The organism is Pseudomonas sp. GT1P32 (assembly GCF_054897805.1).
This window is the reverse complement of sequence record NZ_CM142704.1, coordinates 1,886,490-1,903,400: the sequence shown is the minus strand read 5'-3', so window position 1 is coordinate 1,903,400 and position 16,911 is coordinate 1,886,490. Positions and strand designations below refer to the sequence as shown.

Sequence of the window (16,911 nt, the reverse complement as noted above, 5' to 3'; positions counted from 1 at the left end):
GCTTATGCGTCGGGAAAAGGGGTTTACCCTGCTGGAACTGATGGTGGTCATGGCAATCATCGCAACCCTGATGACCATCGCCTTGCCACGTTATTTCAACAGCCTCGAGGCCTCGAAAGAGACCACGCTGCGCCAGAGCCTGTCGGTGATGCGCGAAGCCCTGGATCACTACTACGGCGATACCGGGCGTTATCCCGATTCCCTTGAACAACTGGTGGAGCAACGCTACCTGCGCAACCCGCCGATGGACCCGATTGCCGAACGCAAGGACCTCTGGGTCATGGTCGCACCACCGGATGGCGTACCGGGCGGGGTCGCCGACATCAAAAGCGGGGCCACAGGGAGGGCGCGTGATGGCAGCCTTTATTCCGAGTGGTAAGCCTTCGAACGAGGGTGGTTTCACTTACCTGGGGGTGCTGTTCCTGATCATGCTGATGGGCATGGGCCTGGCGAGTGCCGGCGAGTTGTGGTCGACCGCTTCGCGCCGTGATCGTGAGCGCCAGTTGCTCTGGGTCGGCACGCAATACGCCCAGGCATTGCGCAGCTACTACCGCAGTTCACCAGGCTTGGCGCAATACCCGAAGGAGTTGGAAGACCTGTTGCAGGACGAGCGTTTTCCCAGCGCCAAACACCATATCCGGCAGCTGTACCCAGACCCGATCGGCGGCGAATGGAGTTTGATGCGCGGTTTTGACGGCCGCATCACCGGCATCAACAGCGCCTCTACGGACAAGCCGCTCAAGCAGGCGGACTTCCCCTCTCAGTGGTCGGATTTTACCGGCATGGCGAGTTACAAGGACTGGCAGTTCGTGGCCGAGAAAGCCTTTCTCGATGGCACATCGGGACCTCCCAAGGGCCAGTCAAACTCGCCCGAAGCGTTGCAGCCATGAACCGATTCTGCGTGGCCGTGATCCTGATGCTGGCGTCTGCTGCCGCCACGGCCGGCGAAGAGGACGAAATGATGGGGTTCATCGTCGACGACACGATCTCGCACATCGGTCACGACTTTTACTACTCGTTCAGTGAACGCCTGCGCGCCACCAGCCCGATGGATTTCAACCTGGTGGTACGCGAACGACCTTCGGCGCGGTGGGGCGCCCTGGTCACTGTGGAATATCAGCAGCGTCTGGTTTACCGGCGTTTTTTGCCACCGAACACCGTGGAACTCAAGGAAGAGGCCTATGACGCCGCCGACCGGGTCCGCGGGCAGATTGTCCAGCGCAAGCTGGAAGCCTTGTTGCAGGACACAACGGACCTTGAGAGGGACGAACTATGAAAACCACAACGTTCTCGCAGCACCGCCTGTTTTCAAGGGCCGGTATCTGGTTGGTCGGGCTCGGCAGTTGTGGCCTGGTCCAGGCCACCGAGCTGGTCTACACGCCCATCAACCCCTCGTTTGGCGGCAACCCGCTGAACGGGACCTGGCTGCTCAACAACGCCCAGGCGCAAAACGATTACGACGATCCTGATCTGAAAAAACGCACCGCCGCGGCCGGTACTTCGGCGCTGGAGCGGTTCACCAGTCAGTTGCAGTCGCGGTTGCTCGGGCAGTTGCTGGACAACATTTCGGCAGGCAACACCGGGAGCCTGACCACCGACGCTTTTATCGTCAACGTGATCGACGACTCCGGCCAATTGACCATCGTCGTGACCGACCGAGCGACCGGTGAAGTCTCCGAAATTCAGGTGAGCGGCCTGGCCCCTTGAAGGGATCCGGGTTGATGGGGAGGGAAGGATATGAAAAGAATAATGGTGCTAGGGCTGATGTTGGCGGCGTTACAGGGGTGCAGTCTGCGCGAGCCGATCGGGGCTGAGCAGGACACCGAAACCCCGACGCTGACCCCGAGGGCTTCGACCTACTACGACTTGATCAACATGCCACGACCCAAGGGCCGGTTGATGGCGGTGGTGTACGGTTTCCGCGACCAGACCGGGCAATACAAACCGACCCCGGCCAGTTCGTTTTCCACCAGCGTCACTCAAGGCGCGGCGAGCATGCTGATGGATGCGTTGCAGGCCAGTGGCTGGTTTGTGGTGCTGGAGCGGGAGGGGCTGCAGAACCTGCTGACCGAGCGCAAGATCATCCGCGCCTCGCAGAAAAAACCGAACACGCCGGTGAATATCCAGGGTGAACTGCCGCCGTTGCAAGCGGCGAACATGATGCTTGAGGGCGGGATCATTGCGTACGACACCAATGTGAAAAGCGGCGGGGAAGGGGCGCGTTACCTGGGTATCGATATTTCCCGGGAGTATCGGGTGGATCAGGTCACGGTGAACCTGCGGGCGGTGGATGTGCGCAGTGGGCAGGTGCTGGCCAATGTGATGACCAGCAAGACGATTTACTCCGTGGGCCGTAGCGCCGGGGTGTTCAAGTTTATCGAGTTCAAGAAGTTGCTTGAGGCGGAGGTTGGCTACACCACCAACGAGCCGGCGCAGTTGTGTGTGTTGTCGGCGATCGAGGCGGCGGTGGGGCATCTTCTGGCCCAGGGGATAGAACGGCGTTTGTGGCAGGTGGCGGGGGATAATTCGCCTGAGAGCGGTGAGACGCTTGACCGGTATCTGACCCAGAACAAGGTGCCTGAAGAGGAGTGACCGAGGCGGCCTTCGGGCCGACCTGGTGGTGTTTTTGATGCGGACCTTGGCGGCCTTATAGCCGACCAATTTCTTGCAGATGTACCCCGTTCAAACTGTGGGAGTGAGCCTGCTCGCGAAGGCGGCCCGACAACCAAACTGTTCTCCCAGATGTACCCAAAACCCTGTGGGAGCGGGCTTGCCCGCGAAGGCGGCCTGACAGCTGACCAGTATTTTGTTGACTGAGTACATATCCATTTCTGCGGTAACGGCCACTTACGGTTTCGCCCTTACGGCGAGTCACTTTTGACAAACGCCTCAAAAGTAACCAAAAAGTCTTGCCCCAGCGTCCGGCCCCTCGCTAAGGCTCGGCGTTCCCTCGCTCCGGTCCTGCTCCGTGGGCCCGCCGCCATCGGCCATCCCTGGCCGGGGGCGGCTAACCCGGCATCCATGCCGGGTTGCCCACTGCGCAGAACCTCCACTCGGCCTCCCGAAGGGGCGGGCAGATCAAAATCAAAAGCAGAAGGCGAGCTAACGCTCGGCCTGATGAGTGGTGAAAAGCGGGTGGACGCCGGACTGCTTTTGTAGGCGCCGGCTTGCTGCGAGCGGCGTTCCGACGATGGCGTCCTTCCAGCCAACCCTTCACCCACGAATGTCCCCAACCCCCTGTAGGAGCCGGCTTGCCGGCGATGGCGTCCGTCCAGCCGATACATACGTTGACTGACCCACCGCTATCGCCAGCAAGCCGGCTCCTACAGGGATCGGCGTACGCTTTCGCTTCTCACCACTCATCAGGCCGAGCGTTAGCTCGCCTTCAGCTTTTGATCTGAGCGCCCCCTCGAGAGGCCGAGCGCAGGTTCTGCGCAGTGGGTAACCCGGCATGGATGCCGGGTTAGCCGCGCACGGCCATGGATGGCCGATCGCGGCGGGCCCACGGAGCAGGACCGGAGCGAGGGCATGGCGAGCCTTAGCGAGCCACCGAACGAAAGGGGCAAGAGCCCTTGGTTACTTGGGGCTCTTCCAAGTGACTCGCCGTAAGGGCGAAACCATTAGCAGCCGTTACCGCAGAAATGGATATGTACACCCGAGAGAAAATGGTCGGCTGTCAGGCCGCCATCGCCAGCAAGCCAGCTCCTACAGAAAGAGCAGGCCACAAAAAAACCGCGCCCCCCTCAAGAGCCGCGGTTTTTTATACCCCCGCAATTACTGCTGCAACACCGTCGCCTGGTTATCCATACCCACCTGTTGAATGGTCGCCATCTGCGTCATGCCGCTCTGATCAACATTGGCAATGTTCCCGATCCCGCCCTGGGTCACATATGCCACGTTCATGCTGTCGGCCTGTTTCAGAGTGATCTTGTTATCGTTGCCCCACTGGCTGGTAGAGGCCTGGTTGCCGGTGCCGGACTGGTCGAATTCGGCGCGGTTGTTCATGCCGTTGCTGCTGCCCTCGACCAGGTTGGCGGTGCCGCGCTGGTCGGCGATGAGCATGTTGTCGGTGCCGTTCTGATCGAAGTACAGCTCGTTGTAGTTCTCCGCCTGGCTGACGATGGTTTGGTTACCCATGCCGGTCTGGCTGGTGGTCATGACGTGGCCGACGCCGTCCTGGGTGAAGTTGGCAATGTTTTCCTTGCCGTTCTGAGTGATGGTTGCGCTCTGGTTGCTGCCGAACTGGCCACCTTTTTGCGGACCTTTCCAGTTGCTGGCGTAGACCTTGTTGTCGCTACCCACCGACGTCGCGGTGAGCGAATGGCCTTCGCCGGTCTGGTAGGTGAAGTGCACGTTGCCCGTGCCCGTCTGGTACAACGCCAGGGTCGAGCCGGTGGACTCGAACTGGTCGGCGTAGATCGCGTTGAGGTTGCCGACCTGGAAGACCTGAGCGGTGTTGTTTTCGCCGAAGCTCTGGTCGACCACGGTTTCGTTGGTCTCGCCCATCTGGTCGACGGTGGCCATGCTGCCCGTTTGCCCGTCTTGCCAGATTTCGGTGCCGTTGCCGTCGCCGCTCTGGTTGATGCTCAGGTTGCCGCCGTCGCCGTTGCGCTGGTCGCCGTAGGCATAGTTGTTGGCGCCGCTCTGGTTGATGTCGATCTGGCCGCCCATGTGGTTGATCTGTTCGGCGGTGGCGTAGTTGGTGGTGCCGTACTGGATGATCACCGCCATGTTGCCGATGCCGGGCTGGATCTGTTCGATGTTGGCTTCGTTGCTGTCGCCGTACTGGAAGGTTTGACCGGAAGAACCCTCCTGGCTGTCCTGATAGACGAACGAAAAGTTACCGCTGCCTTCCTGTTGTTGCAGCACTTCGCCGCCGCCCGCACCGACCGACTGGCTGGCATGGCTGGTGTTGAAGCTGCCGGTCTGTTTCTGGGTGATGGTGCTGTTGTCTTCATACAATTGCTCGGCGTAACCGGCGTTGTATTCACCGACCTGGTTCTGGTCGATGGTGCTGGTGGCCGAGTCCTGCACCGCAGCCGCATCGTTGCCCTCGCCGAGTTGCTGCTGGGTGGCAGTGCTGTAGGGGGCCTTGGTCTGTTTCACATTGGCGATGTTGGCGGTGCCGACCTGGTCCTGGGTGGAAATGCTGTCGTTGGCCAGCGCCTGGGCACTGGCAATGACCAGTATCGCGGCGGTGAGGGGCGTCAGTTTGAACATGATGAAACCTCCATGTGGTGCGGTGCTTTAGCGGTATTGTTTGACTGAAACGCTCATGCCGTTTCCCGATTGGGTCACGGCGCTGGAAAGTCCCGTGCCGGCCTGGTCGATGCTGGCGTCGTTGTTATTGCCGTTCTGGGCTATCTGCGCGCGGTTCTGGCTGCCGGTCTGCGTGATCGAGGCCGAGTTGCCGGAACCTTGTTGAGTGATCATTGCCATCAGGTCGCTGCCTTGTTGCAGGATGTACGCTTCCTGATTGCTCCCCGACTGGACGATGGTGCCGAGCAGCGACTGGCCGTTCTGTTGCAGCAGCGCCACGTTGGCCTGGCCGTTCTGGTCGATCAGCGCGTGCTGGCCAATCGGCGGTGGCAACTCGCCGAGGTCGGTGCCGGGGCCCAGGTCATCGTTCTCCATCAGATCGTCGGCGCGCACGCCCGCGCTGCTGCAGAGCAGAAGCAGGCAGAGCAGGGCAGCGGTCGACGTTTTCATGAGACTGTCCTTTCGCAAGAGGCCAGCCCCATCGGCCACGTGACCGATGGGGCGAAGGCTCAGTTGGAGGTCACCGTCACGGTGCGCACGGTGCCTTGGGACGAGGTGATGGTGGCCGTCGGGTTCGCCGACGGAATCACCGTGGTGGTGTTGTTCACCGTCAGCCGCCAGCGACCGGTCACCGGCACCGTGGCGGTGCCCAGGGTTGCCAACCCCGTCGGGGTGCTCACCCGGATGGTGACGATGTTGCCGGTGGTCACCGATGAGGTGCCCGCGAAGTCCCAGGTGAAGCGGTTGTTGGAGCGTGCCGACACCGTTGCCGTGGTCACCGTGAAGGTTTCTGCCGGTGGCCGTGGCGAGACTTGCACGGTGACCGTCGCCGGTGCCGTCGACTGGGCGCCGAAGCTGTCCCGGGCGAAGTAGGTGAAGGTCGTGGTGAACGCCGTGGTGAAGGTGGCCGGTGGGGTGTATGTGATCACCGTGCCGTTGCTGCTGACGCTGCCGCGACCGTTCGGTGGTTGCGTGAAGCTGGCGACCGCCAGCGGCACGTTGCCTTCCGGATCGGTGTCGTTGGCCAGCACACTGATCGGTATCGCCACGCCCAGGGTCGCGACGCTGTCGGCGACGGCCACCGGTGGCCGGTTAGGTGCCACGGTGATGGTCACGGTCGCCGGAGTGGCCGAGGCCAGGCCTTTGATGTCTTGCGCCTTGTAGGTGAAGGTCGTGGTCATCGGCACAGTGACTACGGGCGGCGGTGTGTAGACCACGGCGGTCGTGCCGCTCATCGCCACGGTGCCTTGCCCGGCGGCCGGTGAGGTCAGCGCGACGATGCTCAATGGCGTGTTGCCGTCCGGGTCGCTGTCGTTGGCCAGCAGGTTGAGGGTGATCGGCACCCCGAAGCTGGTGCTGCCAGTGTCGGCAACGGCCAGCGGCGCCTGGTTTTCACCGCTGTTCGGTTGTGTGCCGACCACCACCACAGGTTCGGTGTCGTTGCCGCCGGCGGCGGATTTGATCGTGACACTGGCCGGTGGCTGCGACAGATCGGCAACGGTCAGGCGTTGCAAGGTGCCGGTTTTCGTCAGCCGTCCGAAGCCCTGGGCGACCATGTCCGGCACCACGACTTCGTCTGACGAGGTGGCTTCGATCAACAGGCTGTGATTGCTCCAGTTGTAGCGTGCGGTCTGGATTTTCACGATGTCGGTGACTTTGCTCGACACCGCCGTCGGCCGGCTGGTGCCACTCGGGTCGGTCGCGGTGACCACCACCACCGGAGGAACCGTGCTGCCTGTCAGACGATGGCCGAAGAACTGGCCGGTGTTGTTGCCGAGCATGGTGACCAGGCAAGGCGATTTCGGTGGTCCGGGCACCAGAGGCACGGTTTCACGGAAGCACAGGTTCGAACTGATGGTCGATTTGCCGAAGACTTCTACCCGGGTACTGCTCGTGCCCGGACCTGTCGAGAGGCGGCGGTAAGTGGCGCGGCCAATTTCCACAGGCGTTTGCGCCCGGCTGTCGAGGATTTTGCCGGACACGGTAAAGAGGTTGGTCTGAATGGTCCCGGCCGGACCCTGGACACGCAGGAAGTTGTTGTTGAGCGGGCTGCCGGTGACCGCTTCGCTGAGGTTCGGATCACCCACGAATGTCTCGATGGAGCCGGTGTCCGGATTCACTTCGGTGTACGGACCGTTGACGCTGCGCAGAAATGGCCCGATCTCCCCGTTGAGCGCCCCTGCGAAGTTGCCCGGTGCGCCGATGCCGATGTCGCGGGTGATGTTGATCGCCCGGCGGCCCGGTGTGGTGACGTTGACTGTTTCCACGCCATACGGGTGAGTGATGGTGTAGGTGCCCGCGACAGGTATGTTCACCCGCAGGCGAATCCGCGCGAAGCTGGCCTGATCGCCGTCGACAGGGTTTTCCGCAGTGAATGCCGCTTCGACCCCGGCCACGTAGGCATCCACGCCATAGCCTCCGACATCGTTGATGCTGGTCTCGGCGAGGAACCAGAACGCTTCCGGTGGCCAGTTATCCGGGAACACCATCGGCAGGGTGTCGTCGAAGATGCCAGGCTCCGGATTCAGGATGCACATATAGGCGGGGGCGCCAGGAGCACCCGGTGCCCGCGTGCTGGTAGCCCGTGACTGGCACAGTTCCAGCGACAGCAAATTGCTGTCCTGATACCACATGGGGAATTTCCCCGTGGCGAAAGTGTAGGGGCCGGTATCGACGGCAGTGAGTTGCGCGAACGCACTGCCGGACAGCGAAAGAGTCAGCCCGAGCGCCTTGAGCGCGAAGCGTGGCCACTTGTTCATGATGCCTCCTGATGCAGATCTGGGCATGAGAGCGTTCATTGCACGATGACCACTTCTTCGGTATCGGTGCCGCCATTGGATGACGTCACCTGAACCTTGGCCGGTGGAATCGGCGAGATGCCGGTCGACAGGGTTTTCTCTGCGCCGCTGCCACTGAGGGCGCCGATGGCGACACCCGTGCCGGAGGTGACGGTGAGTATCGGTGGCGATGTTTCATCGCTGGTCGAGGCCACTACCGTGATCTGTCCGCTGCTAAGGCTGTACTCGGCCCGTGAAATCACCACCAGGTCGGTCAGCGGCATGGACAAGGAGGTCGGCGTGCTGCTGGGGATGGCCAGATGGTTATCGGCCGTCACCAGCAAGCTGCTCGGCAACGTCGGGTTGGTGGCTGACTGGGCGTACCACTGACCTGTGGTGTTGGCCTCGGTCAGGTTCAGCACCGGGGTGTTGCTGTCCAGTTTCACCGTGGCCGGTGGTGGCGGGGCCATGACGAAAATATCCTGCTGGGCCACCGGGGCGCTGGCGCCGGCCTTGCGCGAATAGGTACTGCGTTCGGCAATGATCGGAGTGGGGCGAACGAGCGTCGATAACTTGCCGGAAATGGCCATTACCGTCGTGCGCAAGTCCAGCCCGCCAGGCCCTTCAATGCGGATGTAGTTGGTATTGAAAGGGCTGCCGGTGAAGGCCTCTTCCAGGTTCGGATCGCCCACGAACGTGTCGGCGGAACCGGTGACCGGGTTGGTCTCGGTGTAAGGGCCTTTGAGGCTGCGCAGGAAGGGGCCGATGTCAGCTTTGAGCGCACCGTCGTAGGTTTTCGGCGAGCCGATGCCGATGTCCCGGGTCATGTTGATCGCGCGGCGCCCGGGGGTATCGACGTTGAAGACATCGACGCCGTAAGGGTGGGTGATGACATAGGTGCCTGCGGTGGGTACGTCGACCCGAATACGGATACGGCCAAAACTGATCTGATCGCCTTCCAGCGGGTCGCCACCACTGAACGCGGCTTCAACGGCGCTGACATAGGTCAGGTCAATGCCCCGTGCGGCGTCGACGATGGATCCGTCGCCGGTGAACCAGAACGCCTCGTCGGGGAAGTTGGTCGGGAAAACGATGGGTTGAGTGTCGTCGAAAATACCGGGGTTCGGATTCAAAAGGCACATGTAGGCCGGTGCGCCTGGCGCAACCGGAGCCCTGGAGCTGACTGCCTTCGACAGGCACAAGTCGAGGGTTCGACCGTGGGTGTCCTGATACCAGGAAGCGAAGTTACCGTTGGCGGGAACATAGGGGCCGGTGTCGACAGCAAACAGCGCTGCCTGGGCGACGCCTTGGGCCAGAGCGGACACGACCAGGGCGATCGTGGTTTTGGACAGTAAAGGGTGCATGAGTATTCCCTCTATCAGAGACCTGCCCCTTGGGGGGGTGGGTCAGTTGACGGGGGAGTCGGCAACTTCCGTACCAATCGTTGGAAACGGCCGGCAGAGGTCCGGCGCTAGGGCATGTAGCGCCTTGGTGACGTTTGGTTGTCGATCGAGCGGGCGGGCCACTGTCCCCAGCATTGGGGGTAGGTGGGGATGCCGGGGAGGGCGGGACGCGTAGGAGCAAGCTTGCTCGCGATGGTCGTTAACGAAGACGCGTGTTTTCTGGAAAAACGCAGCGATCGTGAATCCATCGCGAGCAAGCCCGCGCCTAAAGAAAGCCGGACGCCGTTACTACTCGGTGGGGGCTAATTGATCAAGCGCCCGATTCACCGCCAACTCGCCCAGCATGATGACTTGCGCAATCCCCAGCAGGGAGTTGCGGCATGTCCCGTCCAGTTGATCCGCCAGATCCGTCGCCATGACATTGGCCGATGCCAGGGATTCACAAGCATGGGCCAGCAGGGTTTCGGTATCGAGCTCCGGGTTGACGATAAACAGGGTGGTGAGTGTTCGCGGAGTGGCTTTGACGTGAGCGGTCTGGGCGGCAGGGTTGAAGTAGAAATCGAGGGCGCGATTGACAGCCTCGCGATGTGCTTCTGAATCGGGATTGTCTTGCGGCGATGCCGGATCGGTGTCCGGTGGATTGGGCGTTACTTTGAACATTACAGGTACTCCTAATTAAAAAAGGAGCCTTCACCCTCGCTACCAAACGATGGGTGGCGGCCATACGCGGGTTGGTAGACCGGTAATTAGGAACCCGGCGCCCCCGAGGGAGCCCTGCGCATGGCCACCATAAAACAGAGACTAAAAAGGTCTGCTAACAGTGACGCAATACGCCTAATTGAACCGGGCTACCAAACCCCATCGCTGTATTTTTTCAGCGACCGGAAAACGATAGAGCCCCGGCACAAGGCGCACAAGCCGGCGGATTCTGGCGCAAGCGTAGGCAATGGCGCAAGGCGTTGTAGCCTGCGCGAAGTAACACGGAGTGTTTTTAAACACGCGTCGTTAAACATGAGTAAACATTGCTAAAAATAGCGGAAGCGTCGGATATCTCTTCAGGGTTGGCTGCCCCGCGACGCCCCTGCACGGAACCTATTTTTGACTGAGCGCCGCTATCGATACGCCCGAAGCAACGAAGGTCAGTCCTGCCCCAACGTTCAGGCCATTTATCAGCCGTGGCCTCTGGCGCAAAAAGCCGGACAGTGCAGTGGCAAATACGCCCATCAGTGCGAATCCCACTGCTGTAAGTACGGCGAACCAGATGCCGTACACCAGCATCTGCACACTCACCGAGCCGCGTTGTGGGTCGACGAACTGCGGGATGAACGCAAGGACAAAAAAACCGGGCTTCGGATTGAGTGCTGCCGAGAGGAATCCCGTGAGGAAAATGCTCGGCAGTGATTGCCGGGTCGCAGGCTGGAAGCTGATCAGGCTACGAGAACGCAGGACTTTTATGCCAAGCCACAGTAAATAACCGGCGCCGATAAGCTTGACGACCCAGAAGGCAACGGCGGACGTCTGCAAAAGCAACGTCAGTCCCAGCGAAGCGGTTGCCACATGGAAGAGAATTCCCGCCCCGGAGGCCATGCCCGAGACGATCGCGGCAATCCTGCCCTGACTGAGTCCACGGCCTACGGCCAACAGATTGTCCGGGCCTGGTGCGAGTACCAACAGCAAGCACGCGGCCGTGTAGGCAAGCCAGACGTTGATCGGAAACATGGCATTCTCCTTTAGCCTCATCGAGGCATCCATCCTCACGTAGCGCCAGACTGTGCTCGTGCCAGGGCGCAAAGTCAAAGCCACGGCATTTGTGGTTGCCGAACGGTCACGTTGTGTATCGATTGATGGATCCAATAGAGATCGTCGCGCCAGCACCCAATAACGGGCAAATGCCTGACCGTGGGCTATAACCAATGGGGGGAATCGCCGGGAAGTACGCCCATGAACATGCCCACACAAACGCTCCAGTCCGAAGAGGGCGATGTGCGCTTGAGCTCGCGAAAGCAACCGTTCAATCTGCTGCGCTGGTTTTCCCTGATCAGCATGGCGGTGATTGGTACGGTGGCGGTGGCGCTGGGGGCTGTGTCCACGCGATTTGTGATTACCGAAAGCGTGCAGCGCGATGCATTGCTGACCTCGCAGTTCATTCAGGCGATTGCCTTGACCGAGGTGCACCACGTATTGATTCCCAATGTGCGCAGCATGGGCGAGCTGCTGGACCCGCGCAAAGACAAGGATTTCCCTGACGTCGACCCGATGGCCCGTGCCAATGCCCGGGGCGAATTTCTCGACCACATCGAGCACTTGCCTGACGTGATCCTTGCCAACATCTACGCCCCCGACCGCATGGTGATCTGGTCGACCAACCCGGCATTGATGGGCACCACGATCCATGCCGACGAAGACCTTGAGCACGCATTCGCCTCCAGGACGCCGGTGTCGGCCAGTTATCACAACGTCGACAAGACACGCATGGAGCAAAAGTTCGTCACGCCGCCGGAATTCATCTTCATCGAAAACTACATTCCGCTGTTCGATGTCGACGGCAAGAAAGTCACGGCGATGGTCGAGATCTACAAGGAACCCGAGGACCTGATCAGCCGCATGGAGCGCGGTCTGGTGTTGATCTGGCTGGCCACTGCGCTGGGCGGCGGGCTGATTTATCTGGGGTTGTACTGGATCGTGCGGCGCGCGGCGATCCTGTTGGCGGCGCAGCAGAAACAATTGATCACCAACGAAACCTTTGTCGCCCTGGGCGAGATGTCGTCGGCGGTGGCCCACAGTTTGCGTAACCCGTTGGCGACCATTCGCTCCAGTGCCGAACTGGCGCTGGAATTCGACAGTGGCCCGGCGCACCAAAACATCAACGACATCATCGGTCAGGTCGATCGCATGTCGACGTGGGTCAGGGAATTGCTGCAATCCTTGCGCCCGCTCACCGATGAACCGGAGCCGGTGAACCTGGTGGCGGCGTTGCACGACAGCCTCATGGCCTTCGAGCAGCAAATCGCCAAGGCCTGCATTCATGTGGTATTCGAGCCGAAGGACACGCCCATGGTCCTGAGCCAGCAGATGCAGTTGTCGCAGATACTCAACAGTCTGCTGGCCAACGCGCTGGAGGCCATGGACCAGGGCGGCACGCTCACCGTCATTCTGGAGCCGACGGATGCCCGAGACGTCAGCGTGGTGGTGAGCGATACCGGCAAAGGCATGAGCGAGGAGCAGCGCAGCTTGGCGTTCCGGCCGTTTTTCACCACCAAGCAAGGCGGGCTCGGCGTCGGCCTCGTACTGGTCAAGCGGATCATGGAGCGCTGCGGCGGTACGGTGAGCCTGGACAGTCGCGAGGGCGAGGGCACAAGTGTTCGCCTGTCGTTCCAACGCAGTCCCTGAAATGGGGATGAACTTTCCCCGGTAGCGGGTGTCATTCCCCAGTCGTTTTTCGGGATATGGCACATTGATGTTGATAAGCCATTGTTTCAGCGCGCATTAGTGCGTTTGTATAAGGTTGTTACAAGTCTGGCGAGCTCCTTGCAAAACCCCCATTACCCCCTTCACAACTTCGAGGCGGCTGGTGATGGACAGAAAAGCGCAGCACCCTTGCAAGAGGTTTGGTCTCCTGACGCCCCTGAGCGTCCTTCTGGCAATGACGTTCGGCACAACGAGCTTGCGCGCCAGCCCGATCGACGACGAAAGCCAGCCCGGACCGTCCGACCCCTCAGCGTACTACGACGAACCGGCTGACAGAGCAGGCGCCTTGAACGCTATTTTGACCATGCCCCCGGCCAACGTTGATTCCTTCGACTTGCCGGCTGGCGTCAAAGGCAACCGAAACACCCCGCTCCAGGAAAACATCCTGCCGCCGGCGGCACAGACCAGCTTCAATTACCCCACCAATGGCAAACCCAGTCCGTTGTACGGTGCTCTGCCGTTCACTCAGCAACTGGTGCTGTTCGAAGAGTTCGGTCCGGAAAAACTCGACCCCACCACCCCGGCGGCGCAGTTGCCGTTTCCACCGGCGGCGATGGGCCCGCTGCCGCAACAGGACCCTACCAGCGCCGCTCGCAGCGTCCCGCCGAGTGCGGCGCTCGACGCTTTCATGCGGCAACCCGGACTGACCCCGTTTCCCAGTCAGTATTCCAACGTGGTCGACCGCAATCCTTGGCAGAAGCAGATCGAATATTTCCTCAACCGCCGTATCGGCTCGTCGGCTGAAGGCCGTCCACCAGGAAAAGGCTGGTCGCACCAGCGCTGGAACGAGTTTTACCCGCAGACGGCCTACAAGACTGTGCAAACCGGCGCACGGTTGAACACCGGGTTGCGTGACAGTCGTCAGATGCACCGCTATGCCGTGGGCGAATTTGGCCCCGGTGGCCTCTACCACAACGTAGCGGGTGTACCGGCGACCGATGGCACTGCCAAGGGCGTCGATGCGCGTTTTCACCCGAAAATGCCGGTGCAGAACCACAAATCGGTCTGGACCTTCGACGGCACCTTGCCGCCCAAATTGCTCATGGTGCGTTACGGACAACCCGTGTTGATGCGCCATTACAACGGTTTGCCGATCGACCCGGCGGCGAACATGGGTTTTGGTCTGCACACCCTCAGCACCCACGAACACAACGGTCACCAACCGGCGGAAAGCGACGGCTATGCCAACGCATTTTTCTTCCCCGGGCAATTCTACGACTACCGCTGGCCGATCCAGTTGGCCGGCTACGACAGCATCAACACCAAGGCTGAGGACCCGCGTGCAGCTTTTCCGTGCTCGCCGGGCGAAACCCTGTGGACCAACGACCTCATCCCCAGCCGCAAGACCTGCGACAACGGCACGATCAAGATCCGCGGCGACTGGCGCGAAACCATGAGCACCCATTGGTTTCACGACCACATGCTCGATTTCACCGCGCAGAACGTCTACAAGGGCAACGCGGCGATGATGAACTACTACAGCGCCCTGGACCGTGGCAATGAAGCGGTGAATGACGGCGTCAACCTGCGTTTACCCAGTGGCAACGCCTTGCCTTGGGGCAACCGCGACTACGACGTCAACCTGCTGTTCGCCGATAAAGCGTGGGATAAAAACGGTCAACTGTGGTTCAACCCGTTCAATACCAACGGCTTCCTCGGTGATCAGGTGCTGGTCAACTGGCAGTGGAAACCGACCCTGGATGTGCGCGCCCGCAGCTATCGGTTCCGCATGCTCAATGGCTCGGTGTCGCGCTACTTCAAACTGGCGCTGGTGCGCGAGATCAAGGGCACCGGCGGCGAGTTCCCAGGGCCTGCCGGGTCGGGCGTGTCGTATGCCCGCGTGCCGTTCCACATGATTGCCAACGACGGCAATATCATGGAACACGCCGTGCCGTTCGACGGCAGCATGGACTTGGATGCCGACGGCGATACTAAAAATCACAACGCGATCTTGCCAACCATGGGCATCGCCGAGCGTTTCGATATCGTCGTCAACTTCTCGAAAAACGGGATCAAGGTGGGCGACAAGCTGTTCTTCGTCAACCTGCTGGTGCACGAAGACGGCAAGGGCCCGGAAGAGCCCGTCTCCCTGGCTGACGTACTGTCCGAGAAGTACAAGGCCGTCATCAAGCAAACCAGCAAGGGACCGAAGTGGGAGGATGGTGATCCGGCGGTAGGCAAAGTGTTGCAACTCAACGTCAAGGCCTACACCGGTCAGGACCTGGCTATGGACCCGGCCGCTTATGAACCGGCCAAACCGGGCAAGCCTGAAGGCATGGTGATGATCCCGCTGAAAATTCACCGCGATAATCCGGCCGACAAGGCGCTGCTAGCCAAGGCTCGTCACCGCACCTTCACCTTCGGTCGCTCCGACGGCACCGATCTGGCGCCATGGACAATCAAGACCGACGGCGGTTTCGGTTTCAGCATGGACCCTCGTCGCCTGAACGCCTCGACCAAACTGGCCTCCGGCCCGACCGATGCCGGCGTCACGGGCTTTGGCACGCTGGAAGTGTGGAACATCAAGCTCGGCGGCGAGGGCTGGAGCCACCCGGTACACGTGCACTTCGAGGAGGGGATCATCCTCAGTCGCGGCGGCAAGGCACCACCGGAATGGGAAAAATGGGCGCGCAAGGACGTGTACCGCATCGGTTCGGAAAAGGACGGCCTGGACAGCGTCGAGATGGCGATCAACTTCCGCGAATTCGCCGGGACGTACATGGAGCACTGCCACAACACTCAACATGAGGACAACTCCATGTTGCTGCGTTGGGACATTGAGAAACCGGGGCAACTGCAATTGATGCCGGTTCCGCTGCCGAGCTGGGATGGCGTGCGCTACGTGAACTCTGCTGCACTGCCAACCTTCCGCACCGGTGACGGCGTCGGCCCACAAGTGGTGGTCAAACCATGATCCGCAGGGGAGCCGACATGACACTGCACACGCCGCGCTCCCGCGCTCTGGGCATGCACCTGATTCTGGTACTGGTGACGTTTCTGCTGGCCAGTCAGGTGCTGCTCGCTCATGAAGGTGCACTGTCGCCGTCGCCGACGGAATCGGCGACACCCTGGGGCGGCAATTACTTCCCCAACACCTTGCTGACCGACCAGGACGGTCGGCAGGTGCGTTTTTTCGATGACCTGATCAAAGACAAAGTGGTGGTGATCAACTTCATCTTCACTACGTGCAGTGATTCCTGTCCGCTGGAAACCGCGCGCCTGCGCCAGGTACAACAGTTGCTGGGACCCCGGGTCGGTCAGGACATTTTTTTCTACTCGATCAGTATCGACCCGTTGAGCGATACACCCGAAGTGCTCAAAGCCTACGCGCAGCGCTTCAAAGTCGGACCAGGCTGGCAGTTCCTCACCGGCGAATTCGAGGCCGTCACCGACCTGCGCAAAAAGCTCGGGCTGTTCATCGAGGGCGTCGACAACGGTCGCAGCAAGGACCACAACCTGAGCCTGATCGTCGGCAACCAGGGCACCGGTCGCTGGATGAAAGCTTCACCGTTCGAGAACCCATGGATCCTCGCCGATCAGTTGGCCAATACCTTGCAAAACTGGAAGCAACCCAGTGTTGAGGAAAGTTATGCCGATGCGCCCGAGATCCGCCCGCCGAGCAACGGCGAAGAGTTGTTTCGCACCCGTTGTGCGTCGTGCCACAGCCTGGGGCCGCAAGACGGGCAGGGCATCAGCATGCGCGCCATCGGCCCGGACCTGATCGGCGTAACCCGTGTGCGCGATCCCGCCTGGCTCAATCGCTGGATCCGCGAACCGGATCGCATGCTGGCCGAAAAAGACCCGATTGCGCTGGAACTGTTTCAACGCTTCGACAAAATCCCGATGCCAAACCTGCGCCTGGATGAGAAAACCGCGCAGTCCATCATTGATTTTTTGCAGGAGGAAACCGATCGTCAGCAATCGTTGCAGGCGGCGCAGGTGCCATAGCGGCTTATTACTATCATTGAGCCGCCGACTCGATCAATGACACCTACACTGATCCG

14 protein-coding genes are annotated in these 16,911 nt (G+C 60.8%); 8 read left to right on the top strand and 6 right to left on the bottom strand.

The window, feature by feature from the left end:
• The first annotated feature begins 4 nt into the window (after positions 1-4).
• The 5 genes from ACYZUC_RS08590 to ACYZUC_RS08570 are packed head-to-tail and all read left to right on the top strand — an operon-like array spanning position 5 to position 2,592.
• Positions 5-379: a type II secretion system protein gene (locus ACYZUC_RS08590; RefSeq protein ID WP_008034019.1), complete on the top strand. Its 375-nt coding sequence runs from the start codon at positions 5-7 to the stop codon at positions 377-379.
• Positions 354-890: a type II secretion system protein gene (locus ACYZUC_RS08585; RefSeq protein ID WP_461995056.1), complete on the top strand. Its 537-nt coding sequence runs from the start codon at positions 354-356 to the stop codon at positions 888-890. The genes ACYZUC_RS08590 and ACYZUC_RS08585 overlap by 26 nt, the downstream gene beginning before the upstream one ends.
• Entirely contained in the window at positions 887-1,276 is a 390-nt protein-coding gene (csgE, locus tag ACYZUC_RS08580; RefSeq protein ID WP_461995054.1) for a curli production assembly/transport protein CsgE, read from the top strand. Before ACYZUC_RS08585 ends, csgE begins: the two co-directional genes overlap by 4 nt.
• Positions 1,273-1,707, top strand: a complete 435-nt coding sequence (locus ACYZUC_RS08575; RefSeq protein WP_461995052.1) for a curli assembly protein CsgF — start codon at positions 1,273-1,275, stop codon at positions 1,705-1,707. The genes csgE and ACYZUC_RS08575 overlap by 4 nt, the downstream gene beginning before the upstream one ends.
• Positions 1,708-1,737: 30 nt before the next feature.
• Positions 1,738-2,592 carry a CsgG/HfaB family protein gene (locus ACYZUC_RS08570; RefSeq protein ID WP_461995050.1) on the top strand — a complete coding sequence of 285 codons (855 nt, stop codon included), beginning with the start codon at positions 1,738-1,740 and terminating at the stop codon, positions 2,590-2,592.
• 1,182 nt (positions 2,593-3,774) lie between these two features.
• Here the strand turns inward: ACYZUC_RS08570 and ACYZUC_RS08565 are convergent.
• The 6 genes from ACYZUC_RS08565 to ACYZUC_RS08540 all read right to left on the bottom strand — a co-directional run bounded on the left by ACYZUC_RS08565 (position 3,775) and on the right by ACYZUC_RS08540 (position 11,158).
• Complete coding sequence (locus ACYZUC_RS08565) at positions 3,775-5,220, bottom strand: curlin (protein WP_461995048.1); 1,446 nt, start codon at positions 5,218-5,220, stop codon at positions 3,775-3,777.
• Positions 5,221-5,247: 27 nt separating this feature from the next.
• Positions 5,248-5,709, bottom strand: a complete 462-nt coding sequence (locus tag ACYZUC_RS08560; RefSeq protein WP_008034167.1) for a curlin — start codon at positions 5,707-5,709, stop codon at positions 5,248-5,250.
• Positions 5,710-5,768: 59 nt separating this feature from the next.
• A complete protein-coding gene (locus tag ACYZUC_RS08555) occupies positions 5,769-8,018 on the bottom strand; it encodes an Ig-like domain-containing protein (RefSeq protein WP_461995046.1) in 2,250 nt (749 codons plus the stop codon).
• A 35-nt stretch (positions 8,019-8,053) separates the two neighbouring features.
• Positions 8,054-9,400, bottom strand: coding sequence for a hypothetical protein (locus tag ACYZUC_RS08550; RefSeq protein ID WP_461995044.1), 1,347 nt, complete (start codon positions 9,398-9,400; stop codon positions 8,054-8,056).
• A 327-nt stretch (positions 9,401-9,727) separates the two neighbouring features.
• Entirely contained in the window at positions 9,728-10,099 is a 372-nt protein-coding gene (locus tag ACYZUC_RS08545; protein WP_461995042.1) for a DUF6124 family protein, read from the bottom strand.
• A 432-nt stretch (positions 10,100-10,531) separates the two neighbouring features.
• The gene (locus ACYZUC_RS08540) at positions 10,532-11,158 is read right to left on the bottom strand and encodes a LysE family translocator (RefSeq protein ID WP_461995040.1); all 627 of its coding nucleotides are present in this window, start codon (positions 11,156-11,158) and stop codon (positions 10,532-10,534) included.
• Positions 11,159-11,380: 222 nt separating this feature from the next.
• Here ACYZUC_RS08540 and ACYZUC_RS08535 point away from each other — a divergent pair, with 222 nt between their 5' ends.
• The 3 genes from ACYZUC_RS08535 (at position 11,381) to ACYZUC_RS08525 (ending at position 16,855) form a co-directional block, all read left to right on the top strand.
• On the top strand, positions 11,381-12,829 hold the full coding sequence (locus ACYZUC_RS08535; protein ID WP_461995038.1) for a sensor histidine kinase: 1,449 nt from the start codon (positions 11,381-11,383) through the stop codon (positions 12,827-12,829).
• Positions 12,830-13,013: 184 nt separating this feature from the next.
• On the top strand, positions 13,014-15,821 hold the full coding sequence (locus ACYZUC_RS08530) for a multicopper oxidase domain-containing protein (protein ID WP_461995036.1): 2,808 nt from the start codon (positions 13,014-13,016) through the stop codon (positions 15,819-15,821).
• 17 nt (positions 15,822-15,838) lie between these two features.
• Positions 15,839-16,855 (top strand): SCO family protein, encoded by a 1,017-nt coding sequence (locus ACYZUC_RS08525; protein WP_461995035.1) that lies wholly within the window; start codon positions 15,839-15,841, stop codon positions 16,853-16,855.
• The last annotated feature ends 56 nt before the right edge of the window (positions 16,856-16,911 follow it).